The 24225-nt window shown below is 72.4% G+C and carries 28 protein-coding genes; 18 read left to right on the plus strand and 10 right to left on the minus strand.

Annotated elements, in window-relative coordinates; translation table 11 throughout:
• Positions 1-7 precede the first annotated feature (7 nt).
• Both KVF89_RS28045 and KVF89_RS28050 read right to left on the minus strand, forming a co-directional pair.
• Positions 8-736: a response regulator gene (locus tag KVF89_RS28045; RefSeq protein WP_257430429.1), complete on the minus strand. Its 729-nt coding sequence runs from the start codon at positions 734-736 to the stop codon at positions 8-10.
• Between the two features lie 111 nt (positions 737-847).
• Positions 848-1207 (minus strand): hypothetical protein, encoded by a 360-nt coding sequence (locus KVF89_RS28050; protein WP_257430430.1) that lies wholly within the window; start codon positions 1205-1207, stop codon positions 848-850.
• A 230-nt stretch (positions 1208-1437) separates the two neighbouring features.
• Here KVF89_RS28050 and KVF89_RS28055 point away from each other — a divergent pair, with 230 nt between their 5' ends.
• On the plus strand, positions 1438-2277 hold the full coding sequence (locus tag KVF89_RS28055) for a sigma-70 family RNA polymerase sigma factor (protein ID WP_257430431.1): 840 nt from the start codon (positions 1438-1440) through the stop codon (positions 2275-2277).
• Positions 2278-2353: 76 nt separating this feature from the next.
• Here KVF89_RS28055 and KVF89_RS28060 read toward each other — a convergent pair whose 3' ends face one another.
• The 3 genes from KVF89_RS28060 to KVF89_RS28070 are packed head-to-tail and all read right to left on the minus strand — an operon-like array spanning position 2354 to position 4768.
• Complete coding sequence (locus KVF89_RS28060; protein ID WP_257430432.1) at positions 2354-3535, minus strand: alcohol dehydrogenase catalytic domain-containing protein; 1182 nt, start codon at positions 3533-3535, stop codon at positions 2354-2356.
• The gene (locus KVF89_RS28065; RefSeq protein ID WP_257430433.1) at positions 3532-3732 is read right to left on the minus strand and encodes a CDGSH iron-sulfur domain-containing protein; all 201 of its coding nucleotides are present in this window, start codon (positions 3730-3732) and stop codon (positions 3532-3534) included. The genes KVF89_RS28060 and KVF89_RS28065 overlap by 4 nt, the downstream gene beginning before the upstream one ends.
• A gap of 7 nt (positions 3733-3739) precedes the next feature.
• The gene (locus KVF89_RS28070) at positions 3740-4768 is read right to left on the minus strand and encodes an iron-containing redox enzyme family protein (RefSeq protein WP_257430434.1); all 1029 of its coding nucleotides are present in this window, start codon (positions 4766-4768) and stop codon (positions 3740-3742) included.
• Between the two features lie 229 nt (positions 4769-4997).
• Between KVF89_RS28070 and KVF89_RS28075 the strand changes: the two genes are divergently transcribed.
• The 9 genes from KVF89_RS28075 to KVF89_RS28115 all read left to right on the plus strand — a co-directional run bounded on the left by KVF89_RS28075 (position 4998) and on the right by KVF89_RS28115 (position 10259).
• A complete protein-coding gene (locus KVF89_RS28075; protein WP_257430435.1) occupies positions 4998-5696 on the plus strand; it encodes a PAS and ANTAR domain-containing protein in 699 nt (232 codons plus the stop codon).
• Between the two features lie 70 nt (positions 5697-5766).
• Entirely contained in the window at positions 5767-6627 is an 861-nt protein-coding gene (locus KVF89_RS28080; RefSeq protein WP_257430436.1) for an SDR family oxidoreductase, read from the plus strand.
• Positions 6628-6652: 25 nt separating this feature from the next.
• Positions 6653-6847: a hypothetical protein gene (locus KVF89_RS28085; RefSeq protein ID WP_257430437.1), complete on the plus strand. Its 195-nt coding sequence runs from the start codon at positions 6653-6655 to the stop codon at positions 6845-6847.
• Positions 6844-7062 carry a hypothetical protein gene (locus KVF89_RS28090; RefSeq protein WP_257430438.1) on the plus strand — a complete coding sequence of 73 codons (219 nt, stop codon included), beginning with the start codon at positions 6844-6846 and terminating at the stop codon, positions 7060-7062. Before KVF89_RS28085 ends, KVF89_RS28090 begins: the two co-directional genes overlap by 4 nt.
• The gene (locus KVF89_RS28095; RefSeq protein WP_257430439.1) at positions 7059-7535 is read left to right on the plus strand and encodes a DUF6328 family protein; all 477 of its coding nucleotides are present in this window, start codon (positions 7059-7061) and stop codon (positions 7533-7535) included. Before KVF89_RS28090 ends, KVF89_RS28095 begins: the two co-directional genes overlap by 4 nt.
• 8 nt (positions 7536-7543) lie before the next feature.
• Positions 7544-7975, plus strand: a complete 432-nt coding sequence (locus KVF89_RS28100) for a hypothetical protein (RefSeq protein WP_257430440.1) — start codon at positions 7544-7546, stop codon at positions 7973-7975.
• A complete protein-coding gene (locus KVF89_RS28105) occupies positions 7972-9204 on the plus strand; it encodes an NRAMP family divalent metal transporter (RefSeq protein WP_257430441.1) in 1233 nt (410 codons plus the stop codon). Before KVF89_RS28100 ends, KVF89_RS28105 begins: the two co-directional genes overlap by 4 nt.
• Before the next feature lie 12 nt (positions 9205-9216).
• Entirely contained in the window at positions 9217-9915 is a 699-nt protein-coding gene (locus KVF89_RS28110) for a hypothetical protein (protein WP_257430442.1), read from the plus strand.
• Positions 9916-9989: 74 nt separating this feature from the next.
• Entirely contained in the window at positions 9990-10259 is a 270-nt protein-coding gene (locus KVF89_RS28115; protein WP_257430443.1) for a DUF7218 family protein, read from the plus strand.
• Positions 10260-10804: 545 nt separating this feature from the next.
• Here KVF89_RS28115 and KVF89_RS28120 read toward each other — a convergent pair.
• From KVF89_RS28120 to KVF89_RS28135, 4 genes are all read right to left on the minus strand, one after another.
• Complete coding sequence (locus KVF89_RS28120; RefSeq protein ID WP_257430444.1) at positions 10805-11656, minus strand: HNH endonuclease signature motif containing protein; 852 nt, start codon at positions 11654-11656, stop codon at positions 10805-10807.
• Complete coding sequence (locus KVF89_RS28125) at positions 11592-12131, minus strand: hypothetical protein (RefSeq protein WP_257430445.1); 540 nt, start codon at positions 12129-12131, stop codon at positions 11592-11594. Before KVF89_RS28125 ends, KVF89_RS28120 begins: the two co-directional genes overlap by 65 nt.
• Positions 12132-12431: 300 nt before the next feature.
• A complete protein-coding gene (locus KVF89_RS28130; RefSeq protein ID WP_257430446.1) occupies positions 12432-12668 on the minus strand; it encodes a metallothionein in 237 nt (78 codons plus the stop codon).
• 123 nt (positions 12669-12791) lie between these two features.
• The gene (locus KVF89_RS28135) at positions 12792-14528 is read right to left on the minus strand and encodes a dolichyl-phosphate-mannose--protein mannosyltransferase (protein ID WP_257430447.1); all 1737 of its coding nucleotides are present in this window, start codon (positions 14526-14528) and stop codon (positions 12792-12794) included.
• Between the two features lie 78 nt (positions 14529-14606).
• Here KVF89_RS28135 and rsmI point away from each other — a divergent pair, with 78 nt between their 5' ends.
• The 8 genes from rsmI to KVF89_RS28180 all read left to right on the plus strand — a co-directional run bounded on the left by rsmI (position 14607) and on the right by KVF89_RS28180 (position 23629).
• A complete protein-coding gene (rsmI, locus tag KVF89_RS28140; protein WP_257430448.1) occupies positions 14607-15455 on the plus strand; it encodes a 16S rRNA (cytidine(1402)-2'-O)-methyltransferase in 849 nt (282 codons plus the stop codon).
• Positions 15448-16299 (plus strand): alpha/beta fold hydrolase, encoded by an 852-nt coding sequence (locus KVF89_RS28145; protein WP_257430449.1) that lies wholly within the window; start codon positions 15448-15450, stop codon positions 16297-16299. The genes rsmI and KVF89_RS28145 overlap by 8 nt, the downstream gene beginning before the upstream one ends.
• A gap of 10 nt (positions 16300-16309) precedes the next feature.
• Entirely contained in the window at positions 16310-17158 is an 849-nt protein-coding gene (locus KVF89_RS28150) for a TatD family hydrolase (protein ID WP_257430450.1), read from the plus strand.
• A 236-nt stretch (positions 17159-17394) separates the two neighbouring features.
• Complete coding sequence (locus KVF89_RS28155; RefSeq protein ID WP_273475514.1) at positions 17395-18561, plus strand: resuscitation-promoting factor; 1167 nt, start codon at positions 17395-17397, stop codon at positions 18559-18561.
• Positions 18562-18590: 29 nt separating this feature from the next.
• Entirely contained in the window at positions 18591-19475 is an 885-nt protein-coding gene (rsmA, locus tag KVF89_RS28165) for a 16S rRNA (adenine(1518)-N(6)/adenine(1519)-N(6))-dimethyltransferase RsmA (protein WP_257430451.1), read from the plus strand.
• On the plus strand, positions 19472-20365 hold the full coding sequence (locus tag KVF89_RS28170) for a 4-(cytidine 5'-diphospho)-2-C-methyl-D-erythritol kinase (protein ID WP_257430452.1): 894 nt from the start codon (positions 19472-19474) through the stop codon (positions 20363-20365). The genes rsmA and KVF89_RS28170 overlap by 4 nt, the downstream gene beginning before the upstream one ends.
• Complete coding sequence (locus KVF89_RS28175; RefSeq protein WP_257430453.1) at positions 20358-22145, plus strand: ABC-F family ATP-binding cassette domain-containing protein; 1788 nt, start codon at positions 20358-20360, stop codon at positions 22143-22145. The genes KVF89_RS28170 and KVF89_RS28175 overlap by 8 nt, the downstream gene beginning before the upstream one ends.
• A 62-nt stretch (positions 22146-22207) precedes the next feature.
• Positions 22208-23629, plus strand: a complete 1422-nt coding sequence (locus KVF89_RS28180) for a hypothetical protein (protein WP_257430454.1) — start codon at positions 22208-22210, stop codon at positions 23627-23629.
• Positions 23630-23663: 34 nt separating this feature from the next.
• Here the strand turns inward: KVF89_RS28180 and KVF89_RS28185 are convergent, their stop codons facing one another.
• The gene (locus KVF89_RS28185) at positions 23664-24152 is read right to left on the minus strand and encodes a MarR family winged helix-turn-helix transcriptional regulator (RefSeq protein ID WP_257430455.1); all 489 of its coding nucleotides are present in this window, start codon (positions 24150-24152) and stop codon (positions 23664-23666) included.
• Between the last annotated feature and the right edge of the window lie 73 nt (positions 24153-24225).

Raw genomic sequence — 24225 nt, forward strand, 5'->3', positions numbered from 1 at the left:
CGAGAGCTCAGCCGACGCGGCGGCCGGGCACCGAGCCGGAGCCGACCGGGGAGCCCAGCGCCGAGCCGACGGACGACGGGGAGCCGCCGTCCGCACCCCGCAGCCGTACGGCGAGCAGGGCTGCCTGGGTGCGGTGCTGGAGGCCGAGCCGGGACAGCAGGCCGGTGACGTGGTTCTTCACGGTCTTCTCGGCGAGGTAGAGCTTCTCGGCGATCTGCCGGTTGGTCATGCCCTCGGCGATGAGGAAGAAGATCTTGCGCTGCTGCGGCGTGAGCTCGCAGATGACGTCGAGAGACTTGCGCTGCATCTCCATCTGCTCGACGACGCGGTTGGCGACCGCGGGATCGATGAGCGAGTGGCCGCCGGCGACCAGCTTGATGCCGTTGAGCAGGGAGTTGCCCTCGATCCTCTTGAGCACGTAGCCCGACGCGCCCGCGAGGATGGCCGCGGAGATGGCGTCCGGGTCGTCGTACGTCGTGAGGATGAGGGCCCTGATGTTCGGGTCGACCGAGCGCATCTCGCGGCAGATGTCGACACCGGTGCCGTCGGCCAGGTTCGCGTCGAGGACGGCGATGTCGGGCCGCAGCTCGAGGATCTCGCGCAACGCCACGGTCGCGCTGCCCGACTGTCCGACCAGCTCGAGCTCGGGGTCGGTCGCGAGCAGGCTCGCCACACCCCGGCGGACGACCTCGTGGTCGTCGACGATGTAGACGCGGATCGGATTCTCGGCTGGCACGATAAGGATTCTCCCGCGCCACGCCGTCGAGGGCGACCCCTCGAGCAAGGTCGAGCCGGAGGGCGCGTGGCAGTGGTCCGGATGGACTAGCCCACCGTGGCTGATCGAGGGTCAGCGCGCGCGGAGCTCGTCCAGTGCCGCCGCGACGTCCCGCTCGCCGCGCCGCAGGTCGGCCAGCAGTGCCGCGATGTCCTGGGCGGTGAGCCGCGCGTCGTCGGTCGGCGGCCCCACGCGCTCGGCCGCCTCGGCCGCGGTGATCCGGGTCCCGATCTCGAGGCGGTACGTCGTGTCGGCGAGCTCGAAGGTGATGTCGCAGACGACGGCGGTGAAGTGCTCGTCGGCCACCGGGTCGTGGATGACGAGGTGCTCGCCGGGCTCCAGGCCGCGGTCGAGGCCGAGCTCGCCGTGGTCGACGGCGAGCGAGCGACTGCGGCGGGTGAACGGGCTCAATGCCACCACGATCTGCTGCACCGCGACTCCCCGGGGCCGTGGGCACCCGGTGTGCCCTACACAGGTACAACCCCCGGGACGGCCATCGTGTTACGCAGTCGCCGGTCCTGTCGTGGATAGTCCTTTGTGACTACGAAAGGTAGTCGGCAAGGGTGGTCGCCGGTATGGGATCGCGCTAAGTTGGGTAGCGACGCAACAGACATCCGTGGCCAAGCCCACCGCCACACCGCTCTCGATCCTCGGGAGTAACCGTGTCCACCGCTTCGATCCCCACCATCCCCCACCGTTCCACCGCTTCGTCCATCGGCCGGGTCAGCTCCGCCGAGCGGAAGGCTCGCACCGCAGAGCTCCTGGCGAAGGCGCGGGAGTGTCCACCCGGGGAGCGTGGTGACCTGCTCGACGAGGTCATCGTGCTCAACATCCCCGTGGCTCGCACCCTCGCCGCGCGCTACCGCAACCGCGGGCAGTCCTCCGACGAGCTCGAGCAGGTCGCCTGCCTCGCGCTGACCCGCGCGGTGCAGTCCTTCGACCCGGAGCGTGGCGACGACCTGCTCGTCTTCGCCGTCCCGAGCATCCTCGGCGAGCTCAAGCGCCACTTCCGCTCGGCCGCCTGGGCGGTCCGCCCACCGCGTCGGATCCAGGAGATCCGCCCGCGTGTGGTCGCGGCCGAGGAGGAGCTGGGCCAGCAGCTCGGCCGGCCGCCGACGCCCCAGGAGCTGGCCGACGAGCTCGACTGCTCGACGGCCGAGGTCGAGGAGGCCCTCGCCTGCGGCGAGCTGGCTCATGCCGCGTCGCTCGACGAGCCCGTCGCCGCCACCGGGAGCCCCCTGGGCGAGCTGCTGCCCACACTCGAGCCCGGCTTCGAGCAGAGCGAGGCCGTGGCGATGCTCGGCCCGGCCTGCCGCAAGCTCAAGCCGCGCGACCGCCGCATCCTGCGGATGCGGTTCTACGAGCAGCGCACCCAGCAGGAGATCGCCGACGAGCTCGGCGTGACCCAGGTGCAGGTCTCGCGTCTGCTGCAGCGGATCTTCACCGACCTGCGCCGGGCCGTCGGCGCGCACGCTCCGGGAGGGAGGCCCCGCGCCGCCTGATGCCCCTGAGGCACGACGGCGGTCCGCCGATACCGGTCCCTCGATACGCTCAGGGACACCGTCGGCGGACCGCTGGTCAGGGCCGGAACAGCACCTTCACCATGCCGTCCTTCTTGTCGCGGAAGTCGCGGTACGCCACCGGCGCATCCTCGAGCGGGAGGTGGTGCGTCGCGAAGGACTCGACCCCCAGATGGTCGGTCGGCTCCAGCAGGAGCGCGAGGATGTCGTCGCTCCAGCGCCGCACGTTGGCCTGCCCCATCCGCAGCTGGACCTGCTTGTCGAACATCTCCATCAGCGGCATCGGGTCCATCGGGCCGCCGTAGACGCCGACGACGGACACGGTGCCGCCGCGACGGACCGCGCTGATCGCGAGGTGGAGTGCCGCCAGCCGGTCGACGCCGGCGGTGCGGATGATCGGCTCGGCGACTCCGCCGGGCAGCATCCCGACCAGCTTCGTCACCGCTTCCGTCACCGGTGAGCCGTGTGCCTCCATCCCGACCGCGTCGATCACCGCGTCGGCCCCCCGACCGCTGGTGAGCTCCAGGAGCATCGCCACGGTGTCCGCCTCGCTGTCGGTGACGAGGATCTCGGCGCCGTACGCCGAGACCCGCTGCAGCCGCTCGAGGACGGGGTCCACGACGAACACCCGGATCCCGCGCATCAGCGCGATGCGGGCGCACATGTCGCCGATCGGGCCGGCGCCGAGCACCAGCAGGACGTCGTCCGCGTGCAGGGCGGCGTACTCCACCGCCTGCCAGGCCGTCGGCAGCACGTCGGACAGAAAGATGAAGCGGTCGTCGAGCGGCCCGTCCGGGACCTTGATCGGCAGGGTGTCGGCGAACGGCACCCGCAGGTACTCCGCCTGGGCACCGGGCACGTGCCCGTACAGCTTGCTGTAGCCGAACAGGCTCGCGCCGGTGCCCTGCTCGAGGTTCTGCGTGGTCTCGCACTGGCTCTGCAGGCCGCGGGCGCACATCCAGCACCGCCCGCAGCTGACGTTGAAGGGGACGACCACGCGGTCGCCGGGCCGCAGGGAGCCGACGCCGGCTCCGACGTCCTCGACGAACCCGATGGGCTCGTGGCCGACCACGTCGCCGGCCTCCATGAACGGCGCCAGGGGGTCGTAGAGGTGGAGGTCGGAGCCGCACAGCCCGCTCGACGTCACCCGCACCACGATGTCGTCCGGTTGCTCGATCCGCGGATCGGGCACGTCCTCGACGCTCATCCGGCCCTTGCCCTGCCAGGTCACTGCTCTCACGGCTTCTTCCTCCGTCGTCGGTCGCGATGGCTGTCGTCGCACCAGGGCATGCGCTCGGACCGCCCGCACCGGCACACCGCCACGACGGCGCGCTCGACGGCGGCGCTCGTGCCGTCGACGCCGACGACCTCGTCCGCCCCGCGGACCAGCAGGGGGCCGCCGGGACAGTCGGTCACGACGACGCGGCGCTCGCTCATGGCCGGCTCACCCCGCCACCGGTGCGTCGCGCCGGCTGCGCCAGCTCTCGAGGAGCACCTCGCCGGCGAGCCCGTCGACCGCCAGGCAGGCGGTGGCGCCGAGCACCACGTCCGGGGCGAGGTCGGGCTCGTCCTCGACCAGGGCGGCGCAGATGCCCCGGATCGCGACCTGCTCGTGGACCGCGTCGGCCTCGACGTGCTCGTCGTAGTAGTCCTGGACGGCCTCGGGCAGCCCGAGCCGGCGCGCTCCGCGCAGGATCCGCTCGCACGGCAGCGAGCTGGTCGCCTCGAACGCGGCGAGGTGACCCATCGCGGCACCGCGCAGGCGCCGGTTGAGGGCGAACAGCGACATCAGGTTGACCGACGCGAGCGTGGCCCCCGTGGCCTGCGCGACGTACGGCGCCAGATCGGTCGGCATCTCGAGTGAGGCCAGGGCGCGGGCGAACAGCGTCTGGTGCAGGCGGTCGGCGCGCCCGCCGCCGTACTCGTCGTACTGCAGCTCGGCGAGGGCCACCTTCGCCGCCCCGCCGATGCGGGGCAGCACGAAGCTCTGGGGGTCGGACTCGCGCAGGTGGTAGACGGCGCGCTCGGCCAGGTAGGAGCGGAACTCCTCGCGGGAGGCGCGGCGGTGCAGGAACTGCGCCACGTCCGAGGGCCCGGAGCGCGCCGTCATCCGGACCAGGGCGGCGGTGACCTGCTCGGCCGGGGTGTCGCCGAGGTCCTCGAGCGCGGGCGCGTCCTGCGGTGTCTCGGCGACCAGCTCCCGGACGGCGTGCTCGTAGGTGCGCTCCAGGGCGGCCCGGCTCACCATGAGCAGCGGGTCCCACTCCGCGCGAGGATCCTCGACGTCGTCGAAGCCGCGGTAGTGGAGCTCGTAGAGGATCCACAGCGCGAGCTGGAAGTCGCGGTCGGTCAGCGGGTACGTGACGTCGCCCATCGCCCGCGGCTCGGGCACGGCGTGGGGTCCCACGGGCTGGGCGCGCAGGGTCTCCACGACCCCCTCGCTCAGCGGTCCGCACGGTTCGGGCAGCCTCATCCGGTCCTCGTCCTTCCCTCCCACAGATCGCCCAGGATCAGGCGCAGCACAACGCGGCGGGCCGCCATCAGCACCGGGAGATGACCCCCTGTTGTGCGGCGCGGCCCGGGTTCGCCATAGTTCTCGTCGCAGACGGTCCGATCGCCCATGTGACCTCCTCCGGTGGTTGCGGGGTACCCGCGCCGACTGCCGCCATACGGAAGGGCCGGGGCGAGGGGCAGGAGGCGAGATGACTGGGAAAGAGCCCGTGGACGACGACCCGTTCCTGTTGCCGCCGCTGGATCCCGACGGTCCGCGCCAGACCGGGCGTTTCGTCTACGACGTCGTCGACGAGCGCTGGGAGTGGGACGACGACGTCTTCGCCATCCACGGCTACCGGCCGGGTGAGGTGGAGCCGACCACCGAGCTGATCATGCGCCACAAGCACGAGCAGGACCGCGAGCTCGTCGAGCGGACACTCCAGCAGGCGATCAGCGACGGAGTGCCCTTCAACGTCTACTACCGGATCCTGGTCAAGGGCGAGGTCCGCAACGTCGTGCTGTGCGGCGAGGGCCAGTACGACCGCGGCCGGACGAGCGGCAAGGCCGACCGCCTGGTCGGGTACTACCTCGACCTGACGCCCGAACTCGACGCGGAGACGGCCGCCGCCGCCGATGCCGCGGTCGCGGCGTCGGCCGCCTCCCGGGACACGATCGAACAGGCCAAGGGCATCCTCATGCTGGGCTACGGGCTCGACGCCGACGCCGCGTTCGCGATGCTCAAGTGGTGGTCGCGCAACCGCAACGTGAAGGTGCGGGAGGTCGCCGAGCGCCTGATCCAGGTGGCTCGGGAGGGGCATGTCAGCCACCCGGGGCTGCGCCGGTTGCTGGACGCATTGCTCGACGACCTCACCGCCAACCGGACGGCCCCGGAGGGCCGCGCCGGCTGAGCCGTGGGCGTCACGGATCTGACCCGGAGTACCCGACTCGGCCCGGCTCACTCGGGGTAACGCCCGGGATATGACCGACACCGCCTTTCCCGCCCAGCAGCAGACGCCCCCAGGACTCACGGGGGAGATGCGTCCTGAACCCGACCACGGCGAGCAGTCCTATGTCGGCCACGGCCGACTCGAGGGCCAGATCGCGCTGATCACCGGCGGCGACTCCGGCATCGGCCGGGCCGTCGCCATCGCCTACGCCCGGGAAGGTGCCGACATCGCCTTCACCTATCTGCCCGAGGAGCAGGTCGACGCCGACACGACCGTGTCCCTGGTCTCCGACGCGGGCCGGCGGGTGCTGGCGATGCCGCTCGATCTGCGCACCAGCGACGCGTGCGACGAGGCGGTCCGGCGGACGGCCGACGAGCTCGGCGCCCTTGACGTCCTGGTCAACAACGCCGGCTACCAGATGGCGCGTGACCATGCCGTCGACGACCTCAGCGACGAGCGGATCGACCGCACGTTGAAGACCAACCTGTACGCGCTGATGTGGCTGGTGCGGGCCGCGGCCCCGCACCTGCGCCGGCGCCCCGGCTGCATCGTCAACAACGCGTCCATCCAGGCGTTCGAGCCGTCCGAGACCTTGCTGGACTACGCCGCCACCAAGGCCGCCATCAACAACCTCACCGTCAACCTCGCCGCCTCGCTCGGCAAGGACGGCGTGCGCGTCAACGCCGTCGCGCCGGGGCCCATCTGGACGCCGTTGCAACCGGCCACCCAGGAGCCGGAGAAGGTGGAGCAGTTCGGCACCGACACCCCGCTGGGGCGGGCCGGGCAGCCGGCCGAGGTCGCCCCGGCGTTCGTCTTCCTGGCCTCGCCGGGCGACGCGTCGTACGTGTCCGGCACGGTGCTCGGCGTGACCGGTGGCAAGCCCGTCTTCTGAGCGGGCTCCGGGGTACCTCCCCGGCATGGAGAAGCGACCGCGTCAACGACAGGAGACTCGCGCGGACGGCGAGGTGTCCGAGGTGGGCAACCTCGACGACGCCGGCATGGTGGAGGCGCCGGCCGACGCCGTGGCCGGGCACCCGACCGACGACGACGTGCAGGAGGGAGCGACCGGGCCGAACGCCCGGACCGGAGACCAGGACCTGGAGGAACGATGACCATCCCCGATCCCGCGAACCCCGAGCGCCCGCTGGAACCGGACGAGCCGGTCGACCCCGAGCAGAGGCCGGTCCCCGAGAACGACCGCTCAGGGGTGGAGGACTATCACGTGCCGGACCGCGATCCGGAGGTTCCCCTCACCGAGGTCGGCGAGGTCGTGGACCCCGAGGAGGCCTATCCGCACGCGCAGGATGTGGAGGAGGACCGGGCGTGACCGGTGCGCCGGTGGGCACGCGCTCGCGAGGGGCCCGCCCGCCGCAGCAGATCACCCGCAACCTGAGCGAGCTGCTCCAGGAGCTGCGGGTGATGCAGACCGGCGTGCAGATCCTCACCGGCTTCCTGCTCACCGTGCCGTTCACCGAGCGGTTCACCGAGCTCACCGAGAACCAGCAGCGGATCTATCTCGGCATCCTGGTCGGCGCCGTGCTCACCACCCTCGTGATCGTGGCTCCGGTCTGCTACCACCGGATCCTCTTCCGGCAGGGACGCCGGGAGTGGATCGTCGCCGCCGCCCAGCGGTGCGCGCTGGCCGGTCTGGTGGGGCTCGCCGCGGTGTCGACGGCCGTGGTGCTGCTGGTGTTCGACATCGTCCTCGGCACGGCCGCGGCCCTGACCGCCGCGGCGGCGGTGGCGCTCGCCTTCATCGTGATGTGGGCTGCGGTCCCCTTGCGGGGCCGCGAGCGGTGAAGCGCTCGATGCGACCGGCCGTCGTCGCGGTCCTCGTCGCCCTCACTCTCCTCCTGACCGCGTGCGGCGTGGTCGCCGAGCCGGACGCCGCCGCTTGGGACGAGCGGGCCGCCCGGGCCCTCTCCGACGCCGGCAGCCAGGTGGCCACGGCCCGCCTCGCGCTCGAGTCGGCGGACGAGGAGCGCACCTGGTCGGCGTACGCGACGGTGCTGGTGGCGCAGGCCGAGGAGGCGGCGGGGAAGGCCGCGGAGGACCTCTCCCGGGTGCAGGTGCCCACGGCGCGCGCGGATGATGCCGCCGACGTCCTCGACCTGCTCGACCAGGCGGTGGATCTCGTCGGTGAGGCGCGGGCGCACTCCGTCGACGGTGAGTACGACGACCAGGCGCTCCTCGACGCGCTCGACCGCCTCGCGGACGAGCTGCGGCGGGCCGCGCCATGAAGCGCTACCTCGCCGTCCTGCTCGGCGTCCTGACCGCCATCGGCGGCTTCGTCGACATCGGCGACCTGGTGACCAACGCCCAGGTCGGCGCCCGGTTCGGCACCTCCCTGGTGTGGGTCGTGCTGGTCGGTGTGGTCGGCATCTGCGTGTTCGCCGAGATGTCGGGCCGGATCGCCGCGGTCAGCCACCGCGCGACCTTCGACCTCGTCCGCGAGCGCCTCGGACCGCGGATGGGCTTCCTCAACCTGGTCGGCTCGATGCTCGTGACGCTGCTGACCTTCATCGCCGAGATCGGCGGCGTCGCCCTGGCCCTGCAGCTGGTGACCTCGGTCCATCACCTGCTGGTCGTGCCGTTCGTGGCGGTCGCGGTGGGCATCGTGCTGTGGCGGGCGCGGTTCTCGTCGATCGAGAACGTGCTCGGCCTGATGGGACTGGCCCTCATCGCCTTCGCCGTGGCGCTGTGGCAGCTCGGACCCGATTGGGGGGAGCTCGCCGCGGGGCTGTCGCCCGCGGAGAAGCCGGGCGCCGAGAGCTGGGCGACGTACGCCTTCTTCGGCGTCGCCCTGTTCGGAGCCGCGATGACGCCCTACGAGGTCTTCTTCTTCTCCAGCGGCGGCGTGGAGGAGCGCTGGACGGAGAAGGACATCGGGGTGATGCGGGCCAACGTGTTCATCGGCTTCCCCCTCGGTGGGGTGCTCTCCGTGGCCATCGCCGCCTGCGCCGCCACGGTCTTCCTCCCCACCGGCATCGCGGTCGAGACACTGGGACAGGTGGGCCTGCCCGTCGCCGTCGGGCTCGGCAAGATCGGGCTGGCCGTCGTGGTGCTCGGCTTCTTCGCCGCCACCTTCGGTGCCGCCTGCGAGACGGGCCTGTCGACGGGCTACAGCCTCGCGCAGTACTTCGGGTTCCCGTGGGGCAAGTACGTCCGCCCGCGGGAGGCCGCCGGCTTCCACATCATCCTGCTGGCCGCGACCGTGGTCGCGGCCGGTGTGCTGCTCACCGGGGTCGACCCGATCATGGTCACCGAGATCTCGGTGCTGTTCTCCGCGATCGCGCTGCCGCTGACCTACTTCCCGATCCTCGTCGTCGCCAACGACCCCGACTACCTCGGCGAGCACGTGAACGGTCCGGTCGCCAACGCGCTGGGCGTCGTCTATCTCGTGGTCATCACGGTCGCGGCACTCGCGGCGATCCCGCTCATGATCGTCACCTCGATGGGACAGGGCTGAGAGGACGGGTCGATGGCGTCACTGGCGGAGCGTGAGGGGTACGACGTCGGGCTGCACCTGCTCGACCGTCAGGTCGTCGGCGCCGACGACCGTCTGGTCGGCAAGGTCGACGACGTCGAGCTCGTCCTCGACGACGACGGCGCCCTCGTGCCGACGGCGCTGCTGGTCGGCCTGCCTGCCCTCCTGCCGCGCTTCGGGCGGAGGCTGGGTGGCGGCCTCGCCCGCGCGCACCGCCTGGTCCGTGAGGCCGCGGCCGACCAGGAGCTGCCGCTGGTCGTCGACTTCGACCTCGTCGAGGACGTCTCGAGCGAGGTCCGGCTCTCCGAGCCGGCCCCGGGTCTGCTGCACCGGATGGCCCACGAGCGCGCGGCGGACCCGCGCCGGTGCCGGGTCGGCGACCTGCTCGGGCTCCCGGTCCGCTGCGCCGCGCTGCCCCGGCGGTCGAAGGTCCTCGACCTGCGGATGACCGGCGCACCCGGCAGGCCCGGTGAGCACCGGGTCGTCGCCTTCCTCGTCGGCCCCGGGAGGCCCGGCGCGCTGTTCGGCTACGACCGCAGCAGCGAGCCCGGGCCGGCCGCCGTCGCCGCTGTCATCCACTGGCTGCACCGGCACGCCCGCGTCGTCGAGCTCGGCGACGGTGTCGTGATCGACCACGAGGCCGGCGAGGTGCGGATCGTCGCCGGAACGTCTCTCTCACCGCTGCGCGGGTAACGCCGGAGTGGGCCCGGAGCCCCCGACGATCCAGACAGACGATCCAGACAGACGATCCAGACAGAGGAGGAGACATGCCCGGAAAGAAGCACGGACCCGGCATCAAGAACCCGGACGCCTACGAGGAGATCCGCAAGGACGGCGCCAGCAAGGAGAAGGCCGCCCGGATCTCCAACGCCATGGCCTCCAAGGGCGCCAGCAAGGTCGGCCGCCGCGGCGGCAAGGCCGGCGACTACGAGGACTGGACCGTGGACAAGCTGCGTGAGCGTGCCCGGGAGCTGGACATCGACGGCCGGTCGTCGATGAAGAAGGACGAGCTGATCGACGCGCTCCGCCACCACTGAGTTGGATGGCGCGAGCGTGTCGCATGTCGTGCTCGCCGCCCGGGCGCTCGCTGCGCTCGGCCCGCGGGCGTCGCACGACGCGCTTCGCGCGTGCGCCACGCTGCCGCGCGCGCGGTCGAGTCCGGTAGGTGGTCGCGTTCGCGTGGCGGCAAGACGGCCGACTCACGGACAGGGCTCGTCTCCTCCGTTCCGGTCGGGTAGGTGGTCGTGGTCGCGTGGCGGCAAGACGGCCGGCACACGGAGAGGGCTCGTCTCCCGCGATGACCGACAGGTGTGGGAGGGCGCGAGCGCGGTCGGGTCCGGTAGGTGGTCGTGGTCGCGTGGCGGCAAGACGGCCGACTCACGGAGAGGGCTCGTCTCCTCCGCTCCGGTCGCTTCCTACGCTGCGTCTACCAGGTGAGGGGAGGGTGTGAGCGCGTCGCTCATGTGGGGGTGACGCTTCGCCGGTCTGGGATGGCGCGTGCGCCTCGATTGCTCCGCCAGTGGATTGCGACATGCCGGTATCCCCGCAGGGAACGGGTCCTGCGGGGTGTGGGGCGGGGTGGCTACTCGTCCGGTGGGTGGGAGTCGAGGGGCCGGGGTGTGGCGTGGATGGGGTGGGTGCCGTGGTGGTCGACGCGGAACCGGAACCCGGCGGGGCTGGTCCACACATAGGACCCGGGCATCACGATGTCGTAGGCCCAGGTGGAGTGGGTCTTCGCGCGATGGTGCCGCCGGCATAGCGCCACTTCGTTGCACGGACAGGTGAGTCCACCCTGACCGTAGGGTCGGGCGTGGTCGACGTCGCAACGCTGCGCAGGTCGAGAGCAGTGGGGGAACCGACAGGCGTGGTCGCGCAGGATCACGCGGGTGCGGTGACGGTCGGGGATCTCGTAGGACCCCACGGGGAGATGGTCGGCCAGGTCGATGACCGGACGCACGATGATCGTGGCGTCCTTGGTCCGCAGCCATTCCCGGATCTGTGCCGAGGTGATGGGGCAGCGACCCTCCTCCCACCGACCCACCGGATTCTGGCCAGCCAGGGAGGTGTCAGTGAGGGTGGTGTCGGTGACATGCACGTTCAGGATCACCTTGCGGCCGGGGACGGTGGCGAGGATCTCTCCGGTGTCGGGGTCGGGGATCAGCAGGTCCAGGGCGAGGTCGTGGCGGGCGAGCTCGGCGGCGGCCTTGGAGCGCCGCACGTCGAGCGTCGACTCGTCACCGAGCCGACCGAGGGTCTCGGCTCGTCGGGCGACCGCTTGGTTGAGGTCGTACCCGTCGGCGGCATCGAGGAGGGCGTCGAGGTGGACCAGACCGTGCTCGTCGACCCCACCGATGTCGAACCGACGACCGTCAGCCGCCTGCTGCCGGTCGGCCTCGGCCTGCTCGGGGTCGAACCGCAGCACCGCCTCGGCCACCAGCCTCTCGAGCTGCGCCCACCCGACCCCGGACGCGTCCCAGAGTTGCCGGTCCACGAACGCGGCCGCGTCGGCTGAGAGGGGGCGGGTGAGGTCGGCGATCCGTTTCGGCCCGCCACGGCGCCAACCGCCCCGCGACCACGGCGGCGTACACGTGGGGGAGTCGCCAGGCGCACTCGATGACCCGCCCGACATAGGCCCGGCCACCGTCCGGGGTGCGGCCGAGGACGGCGATGAGCTCCATCAACGCGAACTCCGACACCAACGGTGCCCCGTCGCCGGCGATCGGGACGCCGGTGTCGAGATAGCCCTCGGTGATGGTCGCCGCACCCTCGGGGCTGTCGACGATGTGGTCGCCGGCCCAGGTGACGATCCCCGCCCACTCCTCGACGAGGAGCTGGTTGCGGGCCTCGACCCCAGTACCCAGACGCGACAGCAGCGAGGCTGTCGTGCGGGGCGTGGTTCCGAGATCCATGACTGGATTCTCCCACCCGGCTACGACACTTCAAAGCGGCGGAAACCCGCTTGTGGACAAGGGGAACCCGATCGGTGAGGTGTGGAGAGCCAACGTCACCATCCGTGACAGAAGTGCCCGAACCACGGCCTCCCGGACCGCAGCCCGACCGCCGAACCCGGCCACCTCCCCAACGTCCTCGTCGCTGCCTTTCGGAACCCGACCGGCTACGCAACCGCAGCATCCTGACAGTCCCGCAGCACGACCAGCACGACTCACGACGGCACCAGCCCGGCCGCGACCACGACGTCCGGGGTCCGGCTAGACGCGGTCCTGCGCCCCGTCGACGCCGGAATGCTGGGCACAGTTCGCGCAGCAGTAGATCGTGCCGGAGGCCTCGATGCCGTGGCCGAGGATCCGGCAGTCGCAGTGCGCGCACACCGGCGCGATCAGGTGCGCGGCGCACTCGATGCTGTCGAAGGTGAGGCGGGTGCCGTCCGTGGTCTCCACCGCGAACGTCTTGTCGTAGTCGTTTCCGCAGGTGCTGCAGGTTCCCATCGTTCCTCCTCGTTCGTCATCCACGCCACCGTCAGGGCGAGGAGACCGGCGTCCACCGCTCGCGGCCACCGCGACGTGAGCGGGAGGCGCGTCCACCCGCCGTGGTACCCCCGCCATGGACCGCTAGACCCAGCGGGAGAACCAGACCCGGTCGAGCCACTCGCTGTGCGTCAGCATCTGGTTGGTCCAGATCGGCCAGAACCACGCGAAGTTCACCAGGGTCAGCACGACGAACGCGCCGCTGACGATCACGCCGGCGGTACGACGGGCCGAGGGTGCGCGCGAGGGCCCGATCAGCGCCCCGATCGCGAGGGTGATCGCCACGATGGTGAACGGCAGGATCGCGATCGCGTAGAAGAGGAAGATCGGCCGGTCGTCGTACATCATCCACGGCAGCCAGGCCGAGAGCGCGCCCACGACCGCCAGCCCGTAGCGCCAGTCACGGGCGCCGATCCACATCACCACCGCGAACACCAGGGCCAGGAGCCCGCCCCACCACAGCACCGGCGTCGGCAGGAGCAGCACCTGCTTGATGCAGTCGCTGTCGGCGGGGGCGTCGCAGCCGGGGGCGTCCGGCGAGATGTCGTTGGTGACCGCGACCCCGACCGGCCGGTTGATGAGCAGCCAGCTCGACGGCTTGGACTCGTAGAAGTGGGTGGAGCAGTTCAGGAAGTGCGTGTGGAACGTGTAGACGTCCTGGTGGAAGTACCAGAGCGAGCGCAGCGACTGCCATGCCTCGGCCGGCCCGGTCGCGTCCTTCTCGGTCGCGGTCGGCCACTTCTTCGACTTGTCGAGGTCGGTCGCGACGTAGGAGTCGTCGTCCTTCGCGCAGTGGCCCTGCCCGGTGTACTGCCGGTACTGCGTCGAGCTCAGGCTCTCCTCGTACTTGTCCGCGTGCGCCAGCCAGCCGCCCCAGGTGGCGATGTAGACGAGCAGCGCCACCACGACCAGCGACAGGAACGCCGGGATGCCGTCGGCGATCGCGCCCTTCACCAGCGCCCACCGGATGCCGAGCGAGCGCCGCGCGCCGGCGCTCCAGATCCAGCACAGCACGCCGAGGGCGGCCAGCGGGTAGAGCGCCGTCCACTTGGTGCCGACCGCGAGGCCGAACCAGACGCCGGCCGCCAGCAGCCACGGCCGGAACAGGATCCGCGGACCCCATCCGGTCAGCGCCACCCCGCCCTCGGTACGTCGCGCGCGCTTCGCGAGCCGCGCCCGGTGCCAGTCGCGGTCGGCCACCAGGCAGGAGACCCCGCACAGCAGGAAGAGCGCCAGGAAGATGTCGAGCAGGGCCAGCCGGGACAGCACGAAGTGCAGGCCGTCGAGCATGAGCAGGGTGCCGGCGATGCAGCCGAGCATCGTGGAGCCGGTCATCCGTCGCACCAGCCGGCAGATCACGAGCACCATCAGCGCCCCTGCGACGGCTGACGCGATCCGCCAGCCGAAGGGGTCCATCCCGAACGCCTTCTCGCCGAGGGCGATCAGCCACTTGCCGACGTCCGGGTGGACCGCCAGCGACGGGTCGCCGGTCCACACGCCGTCGGTGTGCCCGGCGAGGATGTCGGCGTTGATGTCGGTCTTGGTGTTGCCGTCGGCGTCGGTCAGGTAGGTCTGGACGTAGCCGTTGTTGAGCAGTGACCAGGCGTCCTTGGCGTAGTACGTCTCGTCGAACGCGAACCGGTGCGGGTTGCCGAGCCCGACCACCCGCAGCCCGAGCGCCAGCAGGGTCAGCCCGATCGGTCCGAGCCAGCCGACCAGCCGCTGCCGGCCTGAGAGCCGCCGCAGCGGGCTCACCGCCCGCTCCACCGCCAGCGGCACCCGACGGCCGAGCGCGGTGCGGGAGAGGCCGACGACGGTCACGGTGCCGAAGCCTACGCAGTGCTCGATGGCCGAGCGCGTCGCCTACGGCGCCCGCCGCGCTGACGGGCCCCGCCTGCAATGATCGGTCCCGTGAGTGGAGTCCTGGTGCTGGCGGGTACGCCGATCGGCCAGGTCGGCGACGCGCCGCCGCGCCTGGCCGCGGAGCTGGCTGCCGCCGACGTGGTCGCCGCCGAGGACACCCGGCGGCTGCGCCGTCTGGTCGCCGACCTCGACGTCGAGCTGAGCGGGCGCGTGGTGTCCTACTTCGAGGGCAACGAGGCCGCGCGGACGCCCGCCCTGGTCGAGGCGCTCGTCGCGGGTGAGCGGGTGGTGCTCGTGACCGACGCGGGGATGCCGAGCGTGTCCGACCCGGGCTACCGGCTGGTGGCGGCGGCGGTCGAGGCCGGCATCCGGGTCACCGCCGTACCCGGTCCGTCGGCGGTGCTGACCGCGCTCGCGGTGTCCGGTCTCCCCGTCGACCGCTTCTGCTTCGAGGGCTTCCTGCCGCGCAAGGCGGGGGAGCGGTCGCGCCGGCTCACCGACCTGGCCGCCGAGCAGCGCACCATGGTCTTCTTCGAGGCACCGCACCGCACCGAGGCCGCACTCGCGGCGATGCGCGACGCGTTCGGCCCCGAGCGCGCGGCCGCCGTGTGCCGGGAGCTGACCAAGACCCACGAGGAGGTACGACGAGACGCGCTCGCCGCGCTCGTCGACTGGGCCGCCGAGGGGGTCCGCGGGGAGGTGACGATCGTCGTCGCGGGTGCCGTCCCCGGGGCGGGTGTGAAGACCGATCCCGACAGCCTGCGCGCGGCGGTCGCCGCGTTGGAGGCCGACGGGGTGCGGCGCAAGGAGGCGGTCGCCGCGGTCGCCGTCCAGGCCGGACTGCCCAAGCGCAACGTCTACCAGGTGGTGCACATCGATGACTGAACGGATCACGAAGGTCGAGCGGGAGGGGCTGGTCTTCGACGTCCTCGACGAGGGGCCGGCCGAGGGCGAGCCGATCCTGCTCCTGCACGGGTTCCCCGAGCGGGCGACCTCCTGGCGTCTGGTGGCCCCGCAGCTGCACGCGGCGGGCTACCGCACGATCGCGATGGACCAGCGCGGCTACGCACCCGGTGCCCGGCCGAGGCGGCGCCGCGACTACCGGGTGGCGCTGCTCGCCCAGGACGCCGTCGCCGTCATCGACGCCGTCGCCGGGCCGGGCGGCACCGTCCACGTCGTGGGCCACGACTGGGGCGCGATCGTCGCCTGGGCCCTCGCCCAGCACCACGCCGACCGGGTGCGCACGCTCACCGCCGTCTCGGTGCCCCACCCGGGAGCCTTCCTGTCCTCGCTCGTGCGGTCCGGGCAGCTGCTGAAGTCGTGGTACATGCTGGCCTTCCAGCTCCCGGTCCTGCCCGAGACGCTGCTCGGGCGGATCCGGTCGGCGTCGGACCGGCAGCTGCGGCACGCCGGGATGACCCGTGCGGACCTCGAGCGGGTGCGCTCCGAGGTCATCGACTCCGGAGCGCTGACGCACGCCCTGGGGTGGTACCGCGCGCTGCCGCTCAACGACCCGCGGGACATGCGCACGCGGGTGAGCGTGCCGACGACCCTGGTGTGGAGCGACCAGGACGTCGCGCTGGGCCGCTGGGGCGCCGAGCACACCGTCCGCTGGGTCGACGGGCCCTACCGGTTCGTCGAGCTCACCGGGGTGTCCCACTGGATCCCCACCCAGGCACCCGACGCGCTGGCCGAGGCGATCCTCGACCGCGTGCGCCCGGCGTCGTGAGCCCGGTGTCGTGAGCGCCGACGAGCGCCCGCCGGTCCCGGAGCCGCTCCCGCACCCCGTCGTCGACAACCACTGCCACCTCGACATCGGCCGCGGTGGGGCGGCCTGGGACACCGGCGAGGCCCTCGCCGCGGCCGCCGCGGTCGGCGTACCCCGGATCGTGCAGATCGGCTGCGACCTGCCCGGCGCGCGCTGGGCCGTCGCCGCGGCCGCCGAGCACGAGCCCCTCGTCGCCGGCGTGGCCCTGCACCCGAACGAGGCGCCGCGGATCCTCGAGCGCGACGGCCGCGCCGCCCTCGAGGCGGCGTGGGACGAGATCGAGCAGCTCGCCGGCGCCCACGCCAAGGTGCGCGCGGTGGGCGAGACGGGGCTCGACGCCTTCCGCACCGGCGACGACGGCCGGGCCGTTCAGGTGGAGTCCTTCCGACGGCACGTCGACATCGCGAAGCGGCTCGACAAGACCCTGGTGATCCACGACCGGGAGACCCATGACGGAGTGCTCGAGGTGATCGACGGCGAGGGCGCGCCCGACCGCTGGGTGATGCACTGCTTCTCCGGGGATGCGGCCTTCGCCCGCGCCTGCCTGGACCGCGGGGCCTACCTCTCCTTCGCCGGGACCGTCACCTTCAAGAACGCCGAGCCGCTGCGTGAGGCGTTGCGGATCGTGCCCCGCGACCGGGTGCTCGTCGAGACGGACGCGCCGTACCTCACGCCGTCGCCCTTCCGCGGTCGCACCAACGCGTCGTACCTCGTCCCGCTGACAGTGCGGGCGATGGCCGCCGAGCGCGGGGACGACCTCGGTGAGCTGTGCGCCGCGATCGACGCGAACACGGAGGCCGCCTTCGGGGGTGGCTGGTGAACGTGACGGAAGTGACGGGTGAGGCGTCCCGAGGTGAATCAGGTCACGCACATCCACGCTGAGGGCCCTCGCCAAGTTGCCATCGACGGTGGTGCCCTGCTCTCGTGGATGGCTGACGGCCGGGATCGGAGGCGGTATCCGGCCAGCCCACGCAGGGTCCGACGCCCGCCGCACCGCGGCAGGGGGTCGGTCGGGCTGGCCGACCGAGGCCCGGACAGTACGACGTTCGGAGAATCGTGCGACTTGCGCACCCCCAGCTCGCCCGGCTCATCAGCGGCCGGTCCCTCAAGGCCACCTTCCTGAGCCTGGCCCACAGCCGCAAGGCCCTCACGGTCACCGTCGCCGCGGTCCTCGTGGCGGTCTCCGCGGTCACCTGGGGCTACTCCTCGATGACCACCGAGGTCCGGCTGTCGGTCGACGGCCGGGAGCGGGCCGTCTCCACGATGGGCGACACCGTCGGTGACGTGCTGCGCGAGGAGGGCATCGCGGTGTCCGGGCGCGACATCGTCGAGCCCGGACCCGACGAGCAGATCGAGGCGGGCGACCGGATCGCGGTGCTGTTCGGCCGCCCGGTCGAGCTGACCGTCGACGGCGAGGCGAGTACCCACTGGGTGACCGCGACCGACGTCGAGGGCGCGCTCGCCGAGATCGGCACGCCCTACGCCGACGGCCGACTCTCCACCAGCCGCTCCGCCGACATCGACCGCGGGGGAGCGGAGATCGAGGTCGTCACGCCGAAGGAGCTCACCTTCGTCCTGGCCGGCGCGAAGCCGGTCACCCAGCAGCTGCCCGCGCTCACCGTCGAGGACGCCCTGGCCCAGGTCGGCGTCCAGCTCGACGAGCACGACAAGGTCCGGCCGGCGCGCGGGACCGCGCTCGCGGCCGGCGACCGGATCGTCTTCACCGACATCGAGAAGCGCGAGCGGAGCGTGACCGGCGAGGCCGTGGCCGCGCCCGTGCAGAAGGTCTCCGACGACGCGCTCTTCCAGGGGCAGACCGAGGTCGTGACCCCCGGCGTGGACGGCGCCCGCGACGTCACCTACAAGGTGACGGTCCGCAACGGCAAGGTCGTGCGCCGCGTCGTACTGACCGCGACCGTGACCCGCGAGCCGACCGCCGAGGTCGTCAAGGTCGGCACCAAGCCGGTCATCGAGTCCGGCAACACCGTGTGGGACCGCCTCGCCCAGTGCGAGTCCGGCGGCAACTGGCGGATCAACACCGGCAACGGCTACTACGGCGGACTCCAGTTCAGCCTCGGCACGTGGCGTGCCAACGGTGGCACCGGCTATCCCCACCAGGCCTCCCGCGAGACCCAGATCGCCATCGCCACCCGGCTGCGCGACCGCTCCGGCGGCTACGGTGCCTGGCCCGGCTGCGCCGCCAAGCTCGGTCTCCCGCGCTGACCGGGCGGGGAGCCGATAGCCTTGACCCCATGCCTGAAACCTCCGCGCCGCGGCTGCTGGGCCCGGTGGAGGTTCGGGGACTGGCGGCGCGACTCGGGCTGCGCCCGACCAAGCAGCGTGGCCAGAACTTCGTCATCGACGCCAACACGGTGCGACGGATCGTGCGCGAGTCCGGGGTCACCGACGGCCAGGTCGTCGTGGAGGTCGGCCCCGGGCTGGGGTCGCTGACCCTGGCGCTGCTCGAGGTCGGTGCCGAGGTCACCGCGATCGAGGTCGACCCGCTGCTGGCCGGGGAGCTGCCGACCACGATCGGCGCCTACGCGCCTGACCAGGCCGAGCGTCTCCGGGTCGTGCTCGCGGACGCGATGACCGTGACCGACCTGCCGGGGCCGGCGCCGCAGGCGCTGGTCGCGAACCTGCCCTACAACGTCTCCGTCCCGGTCCTGCTGCACCTGCTGGCCCTGCTGCCGTCGCTGGAGCACGGCCTGGTGATGGTGCAGGCCGAGGTCGCCGACCGCCTGGCCGCGCCCCCGGGATCGAAGACCTACGGCATCCCCTCGGCGAAGGCGGCCTGGTTCGCCGACGTACGACGGGCGGGCGCGATCGGGCGCAACGTCTTCTGGCCCGCGCCCAATGTCGACTCGGGCCTGGTCGCCTGGACCCGCCGCGACCCGCCGACCGACCGGGTGCAGCGGGCGCAGGTGTTCGCGGTGATCGACGCCGCCTTCGCCCAGCGGCGCAAGGCGCTGCGCGGCGTGCTGCGCACCATCGCCGGCGGCTCGGAGCAGGCGGAGGCCGCCTTGCGGGCGGCCGGGATCGACCCGCTGACCCGCGGCGAGGCGCTCGGGATCGACGAGTTCGTGGCGATCGCGATCGCCCTCCATGAGAGTCCCGACGCTGGGGAGAGCGCATGACGCAGGTGACGGTGCGGGCCCCCGCGAAGATCAACCTCCATCTGGGAGTCGGCGGCCTGCGGCCGGACGGCAAGCACGCCCTCGCGACGGTCTACCAGGCCGTCGGCCTGTACGACGACGTCACCGTCGTCGACGCCGCCGACTGGTCGGTCGGACTGACCCGGCCGATCGACGGCGTGCCCCTCGACGACACCAACATCGCGGTCCGGGCCGGCCGCGCGCTGACCGCCCATCACGGCATCGAGCGCGCCGCCCGGATCACCATCGCCAAGGGCATCCCGGTCATGGGGGGCATGGCCGGCGGCTCCGCCGACGCGGCCGCCACGCTGCTCGCCCTGGACCGGCTCTGGGACCTGCAGACCTCCGACGACGACCTGCTCCGGATCGCGGGCACCCTCGGCAGTGACGTGCCCTTCGCCCTCCTCGGCGGCACCGCGCTCGGCACCGGCCACGGTGAGGTGGTCGTCCCCGTCGAGGACGCCAGCTCCGTGTGGTGGGTGGTCGTCCTGTCCGACGAGGGCCTCTCCACCCCGGCCGTGTACGCGCACTTCGACGAGCTGTCGCCCGACGCCCCCGTCGCGCCGCCGGTCCCCGAGGCGCTGATCGAGGCGCTCGGCACCGGCTACACCGACGAGATCGGCGACCTGCTCGCCAACGACCTGTGGCCCGCCGCCCGGGACCTGCGCCCCGACCTGGTCGATGTCGAGGTGCAGCTGCGCAGCATGGCGCCCGACGGCGTACTGCTCTCCGGGTCCGGCCCGACCCTGCTGGTCCTCCACGAGGACGTCGAGGAGGCGCGGACCACCGTCGCCGAGCTGACCGCCCAGGGCTATCGCTGCACCCTCGCCCCCGGACCCGTCGCCGGCGCCCACGTGGTGACCTATGCCTGAGCCCCGTTCGCTGCTGAGCCTCGAGCGGGTCTCGAAGTCGTACGGCGTCCGCCCGCTCCTCAGCGATGTCTCGCTCGGCATCGGCGAGGGCGAGCGGATCGGCATCGTCGGCCGCAACGGCGACGGCAAGACCACCCTGCTGCGGATCATGACCGGCGCCGAGGAGCCCGACGAGGGCCGGGTCTCGCGCCAGCGCGGCCTGCTGGTCGGCGTGCTCGCCCAGCAGGACGACTTCGACGACACCCACACCGTCCGCGAGGTCGTGCTCCAGGGCATGGCCGACCACGAGTGGGCCGCGGACTCCCGGCTGCGCGAGATCGTCGACGTGCTGTTGGCCGGCGTGGACCTGGACCGGGCGGTGCACGGTCTCTCCGGCGGAGAGCGTCGCCGCTGCGCCCTGGCCGGTCTGCTCCTGGGTGACCACGACCTGGTCGTGCTCGACGAGCCGACCAACCACCTGGACGTCGAGGCGGTGGCCTGGCTGGCCGCGCACCTCGCCGCGCGACCCTCCGCCCTGGTCGTCGTCACCCACGACCGCTGGTTCCTGGACGCCGTGTGCCAGCAGACCTGGGAGGTCCACGACGGCGCCGTCGACACCTACGACGGCGGGTACGCCGCCTTCGTGCTCGCCAAGGCGGAGCGCCAGCGCCAGGCGGCCGCCTCCGAGGTGCGCCGGCAGAACCTGGTCCGCAAGGAGCTCGCCTGGCTGCGGCGCGGGGCCCCGGCCCGGACCTCCAAGCCGAAGTTCCGCATCGACGCCGCCAACGCCCTCATCGAGGACGTGCCGCCGCCCCGTGACCGGCTCGAGCTCCAGCGGTTCGCCGCGCAGCGGCTCGGCAAGGACGTGATCGACGTCGAGGACGTCGACTTCGCCCGCGGCACCCGTCAGCTCCTCTCGCACGCCACCTGGCGCCTCGGGCCCGGGGACCGGGTCGGTCTCGTCGGCGTCAACGGCGCGGGCAAGACCTCCGTCCTCGCGCTGCTCTCCGGCGAGGCGGCGCCCAGCGTCGGCAAGGTGCGCCACGGACGGACCGTCGCCCTCCAGCACCTCACCCAGGACGTCGAGGTCGATGACCCCGAGGCCCGCGTGCTCGCCACGGTCGAGGGGATCCGCCGGGTCACCCGGACGACCGACGGGGAGATCACCGCGATGTCCATGCTGGAGCGCTTCGGGTTCACAGGCGACAAGCTCACCGCGCGGATCGGCGACCTCTCCGGCGGTGAGCGGCGCCGGTTCCAGCTGCTCCGGCTGCTGCTCACCGAGCCCAACGTGCTGCTCCTCGACGAGCCGACCAACGACCTCGACATCGAGACCCTCAACGTTCTCGAGGACTTCCTCGACGGATGGCCCGGCACGCTGGTCGTCGTCTCCCACGACAGGTACTTCCTCGAGCGGGTCACCGACTCCGTCTGGGCCCTCCTGGGCGACGGCCGGATCTCGATGCTGCCCCGGGGGGTGGACGAGTACCTCGAGCGACGGGCGGCCGCGCTGGCTGGATCGGGTGGCTCGATCGAGCGGAATGACCAGCCCGCGCCCGCGTCCGCAGCCAAGGCCAAGGCCGGGTCGGCGGAGGAGCGGGCCGCGAGGAAGACGGTCGCCCGCCTCGACAAGGTGCTCGAGCGGCTCTCGGCCCGCGAGGCCGAGCTGAGCGCCGAGCTCACCGCTCACGCGACCGACCCCGAGCGGCTGACCGCGATCGGGACCGAGCTCACCGCGCTGCAGGAGGAGAAGGAGGCCGCCGAGCTGGAGTGGCTCGAGGCCGCCGAGGCGCTCGGGTAGGACACGCGACGCCCCCTGCCGTGGTCGGGTTCGGGCCGGCCGCTTGTGGGAAGGTTCCGAGCATGACCCGACCCAGCATGCTTGACGGCGTCCGTTCGCGCGCGGGCCACCGCGCGGCGCTCGCGGTGGCGACCGGCCTCGTCGTCGCTCTCGCCCTCGCGCTCAGCCCGCTGTCGCTCGGCCGAGCCGGAGCCGCATCGGCCGGCGGCGCGTGGAAGAGCACCAGCGTCGCCCGCAGCACGCTCTTCTCGACCAACTTCTGGAGCTACGACGTCAATGCCAAGGGCGCCGGCGCGGCGGCCTGGGTCGACGGCGACGGGGACCGGCGCCGGGTACGGGTGGCGCGCCGGGCACCCAACGGGAAGTGGGGCCGGCCGCACACGCTCACCGGCAACTTCTCCTGGAAGGGGCTGCGCAACTACGCCGGAACCAACGACGTCGCGATCGACGACCGGGGCAAGGTCACCGTGGTGTGGACCCAGTCGAAGGGCAAGAGCGTCCTGGTCAAGACGGCCTCCAGCAAGGGGAAGCGTGGCTGGTCCAAGCCGAGGACCCTGTCCCCCAAGGGCGATCGCACCGGCTTCCCCCGGATCGCGGTCTCCGGCAACGGATACGCCGTCGTGCACTGGGCCGGCCACTTCGACACCGGCGTCACCGACTTCACCCTCTACGCGTCGTACCGCGCCCCGGGCGGCACGTGGGAGGCCGCGCAGCGTCTCGACGTCGACCCGGCGTGGCACCCCGACGCCCGGGCGAGCGAGCCGGCCATCGACGACCGCGGCGTGGCCACCATCGCCTGGGACGACATCAGGGTGGGTGCCGGACCGGCGAGCAGCCGGGTCCGGCTCGCCTCTCGGGGACCGGCGGCGGGCTGGGCCCAGCAGACCATGGCCGAGGGCTCGCTCGACCAGCCGTCGGTCGCGACGACGCGGGACGGTCGGCTGGTGGCCGCCTGGCGCGACAGCACGACCATCTTCGCCCGGCACCGTGCCGCGGACGGTCGTTGGGGCCCGACCGAGCAGGTCGTCACGGGGGGACTTCAGCTCCCTCAGAATGCGACCGACGTCGGCATCGCCGAGACCGGTCGAGCGGTGATCTACGGCGAGGAGGTCGACACGCGCAACGGGACCGTGCTGCCGTACGTCGCGATCCAGGAGGCTCCTGGATCGCCGTGGACCCGGGAGAACGCCACGGCGGCGTTCCCCGCGTACGGCTACAGCCTCTTCCTGCCCCAGCTCGAGGTGGGTGCGGGCGGTGACGTCACCCTCACCTGGGAGCAGCAGTACCGATCCGAGAAGCGCTGGCCGCTGGCCCTGGTCCGGCATCGCGCGGCCTCCGGTGCCTGGGGCGAGGTGCGTCGTCTCGCCGGCCGAGCCTCGAACCCCATGGTCGGCTCCGACGCCCGGGGCCGCACCTCGTTCGTGTACGGCGCGGGCGACCGCGTCGCCTGCTGCGTCTCGATCCGCGCCGCGAAGATCCGCTGACCGCGCGGTCGGCGCGGGTCGAAGCGGGTCGAGGTCAGCCGGCGAAGGGCACGAGCAGCCGGCGCAGCAGACCCGCGAGATCGGCCTGGTCCGACTCCGACAGCCCGGTCAGCAGCTCGCGCTCGGCGTCCAGCAGCGCGGCGAAGGCGCCGTCGACGGCGTCCTTGCCCTCCGGGGTGAGCCGCACGAGCACGCCGCGGCGGTCGGACGGGTCGGGGTGGCGTTCGACGAGGCCGCGGGTGGCCAGTCGGTCGACCCGGTTGGTCATGGTCCCGCTCGTCACCAGGGTCTCGCGCAGCAACCGGCCCGGGGACAGCTCGTAGGGCTCGCCCGCCCGCCGCAGGGCCGCCAGCACGTCGAACTCCCAGGACTCGATGTCGTGGGTGGTGAACGCGTCGCGCCGGGCCCGGTCGACGTGGTGTGCCAGGCGGGAGATCCGGCTGAAGACGGACACCGGGCCGAGGTCGAGGTCGTTGCGCTCGCGCGCCCACGCCTCGATCAGCTCGTCCACCTCGTCCCGCACGGCGCCATCTTATCCCACCGATCGAGAATCTTGATGTCAAGATAAATTGCGCGTAGGGTCGACCCGTGAACGA

It is taken from the genome of Nocardioides carbamazepini (assembly GCF_024614185.1).
GTDB classification, from domain to species: Bacteria; Actinomycetota; Actinomycetes; order Propionibacteriales; family Nocardioidaceae; genus Nocardioides; species Nocardioides carbamazepini.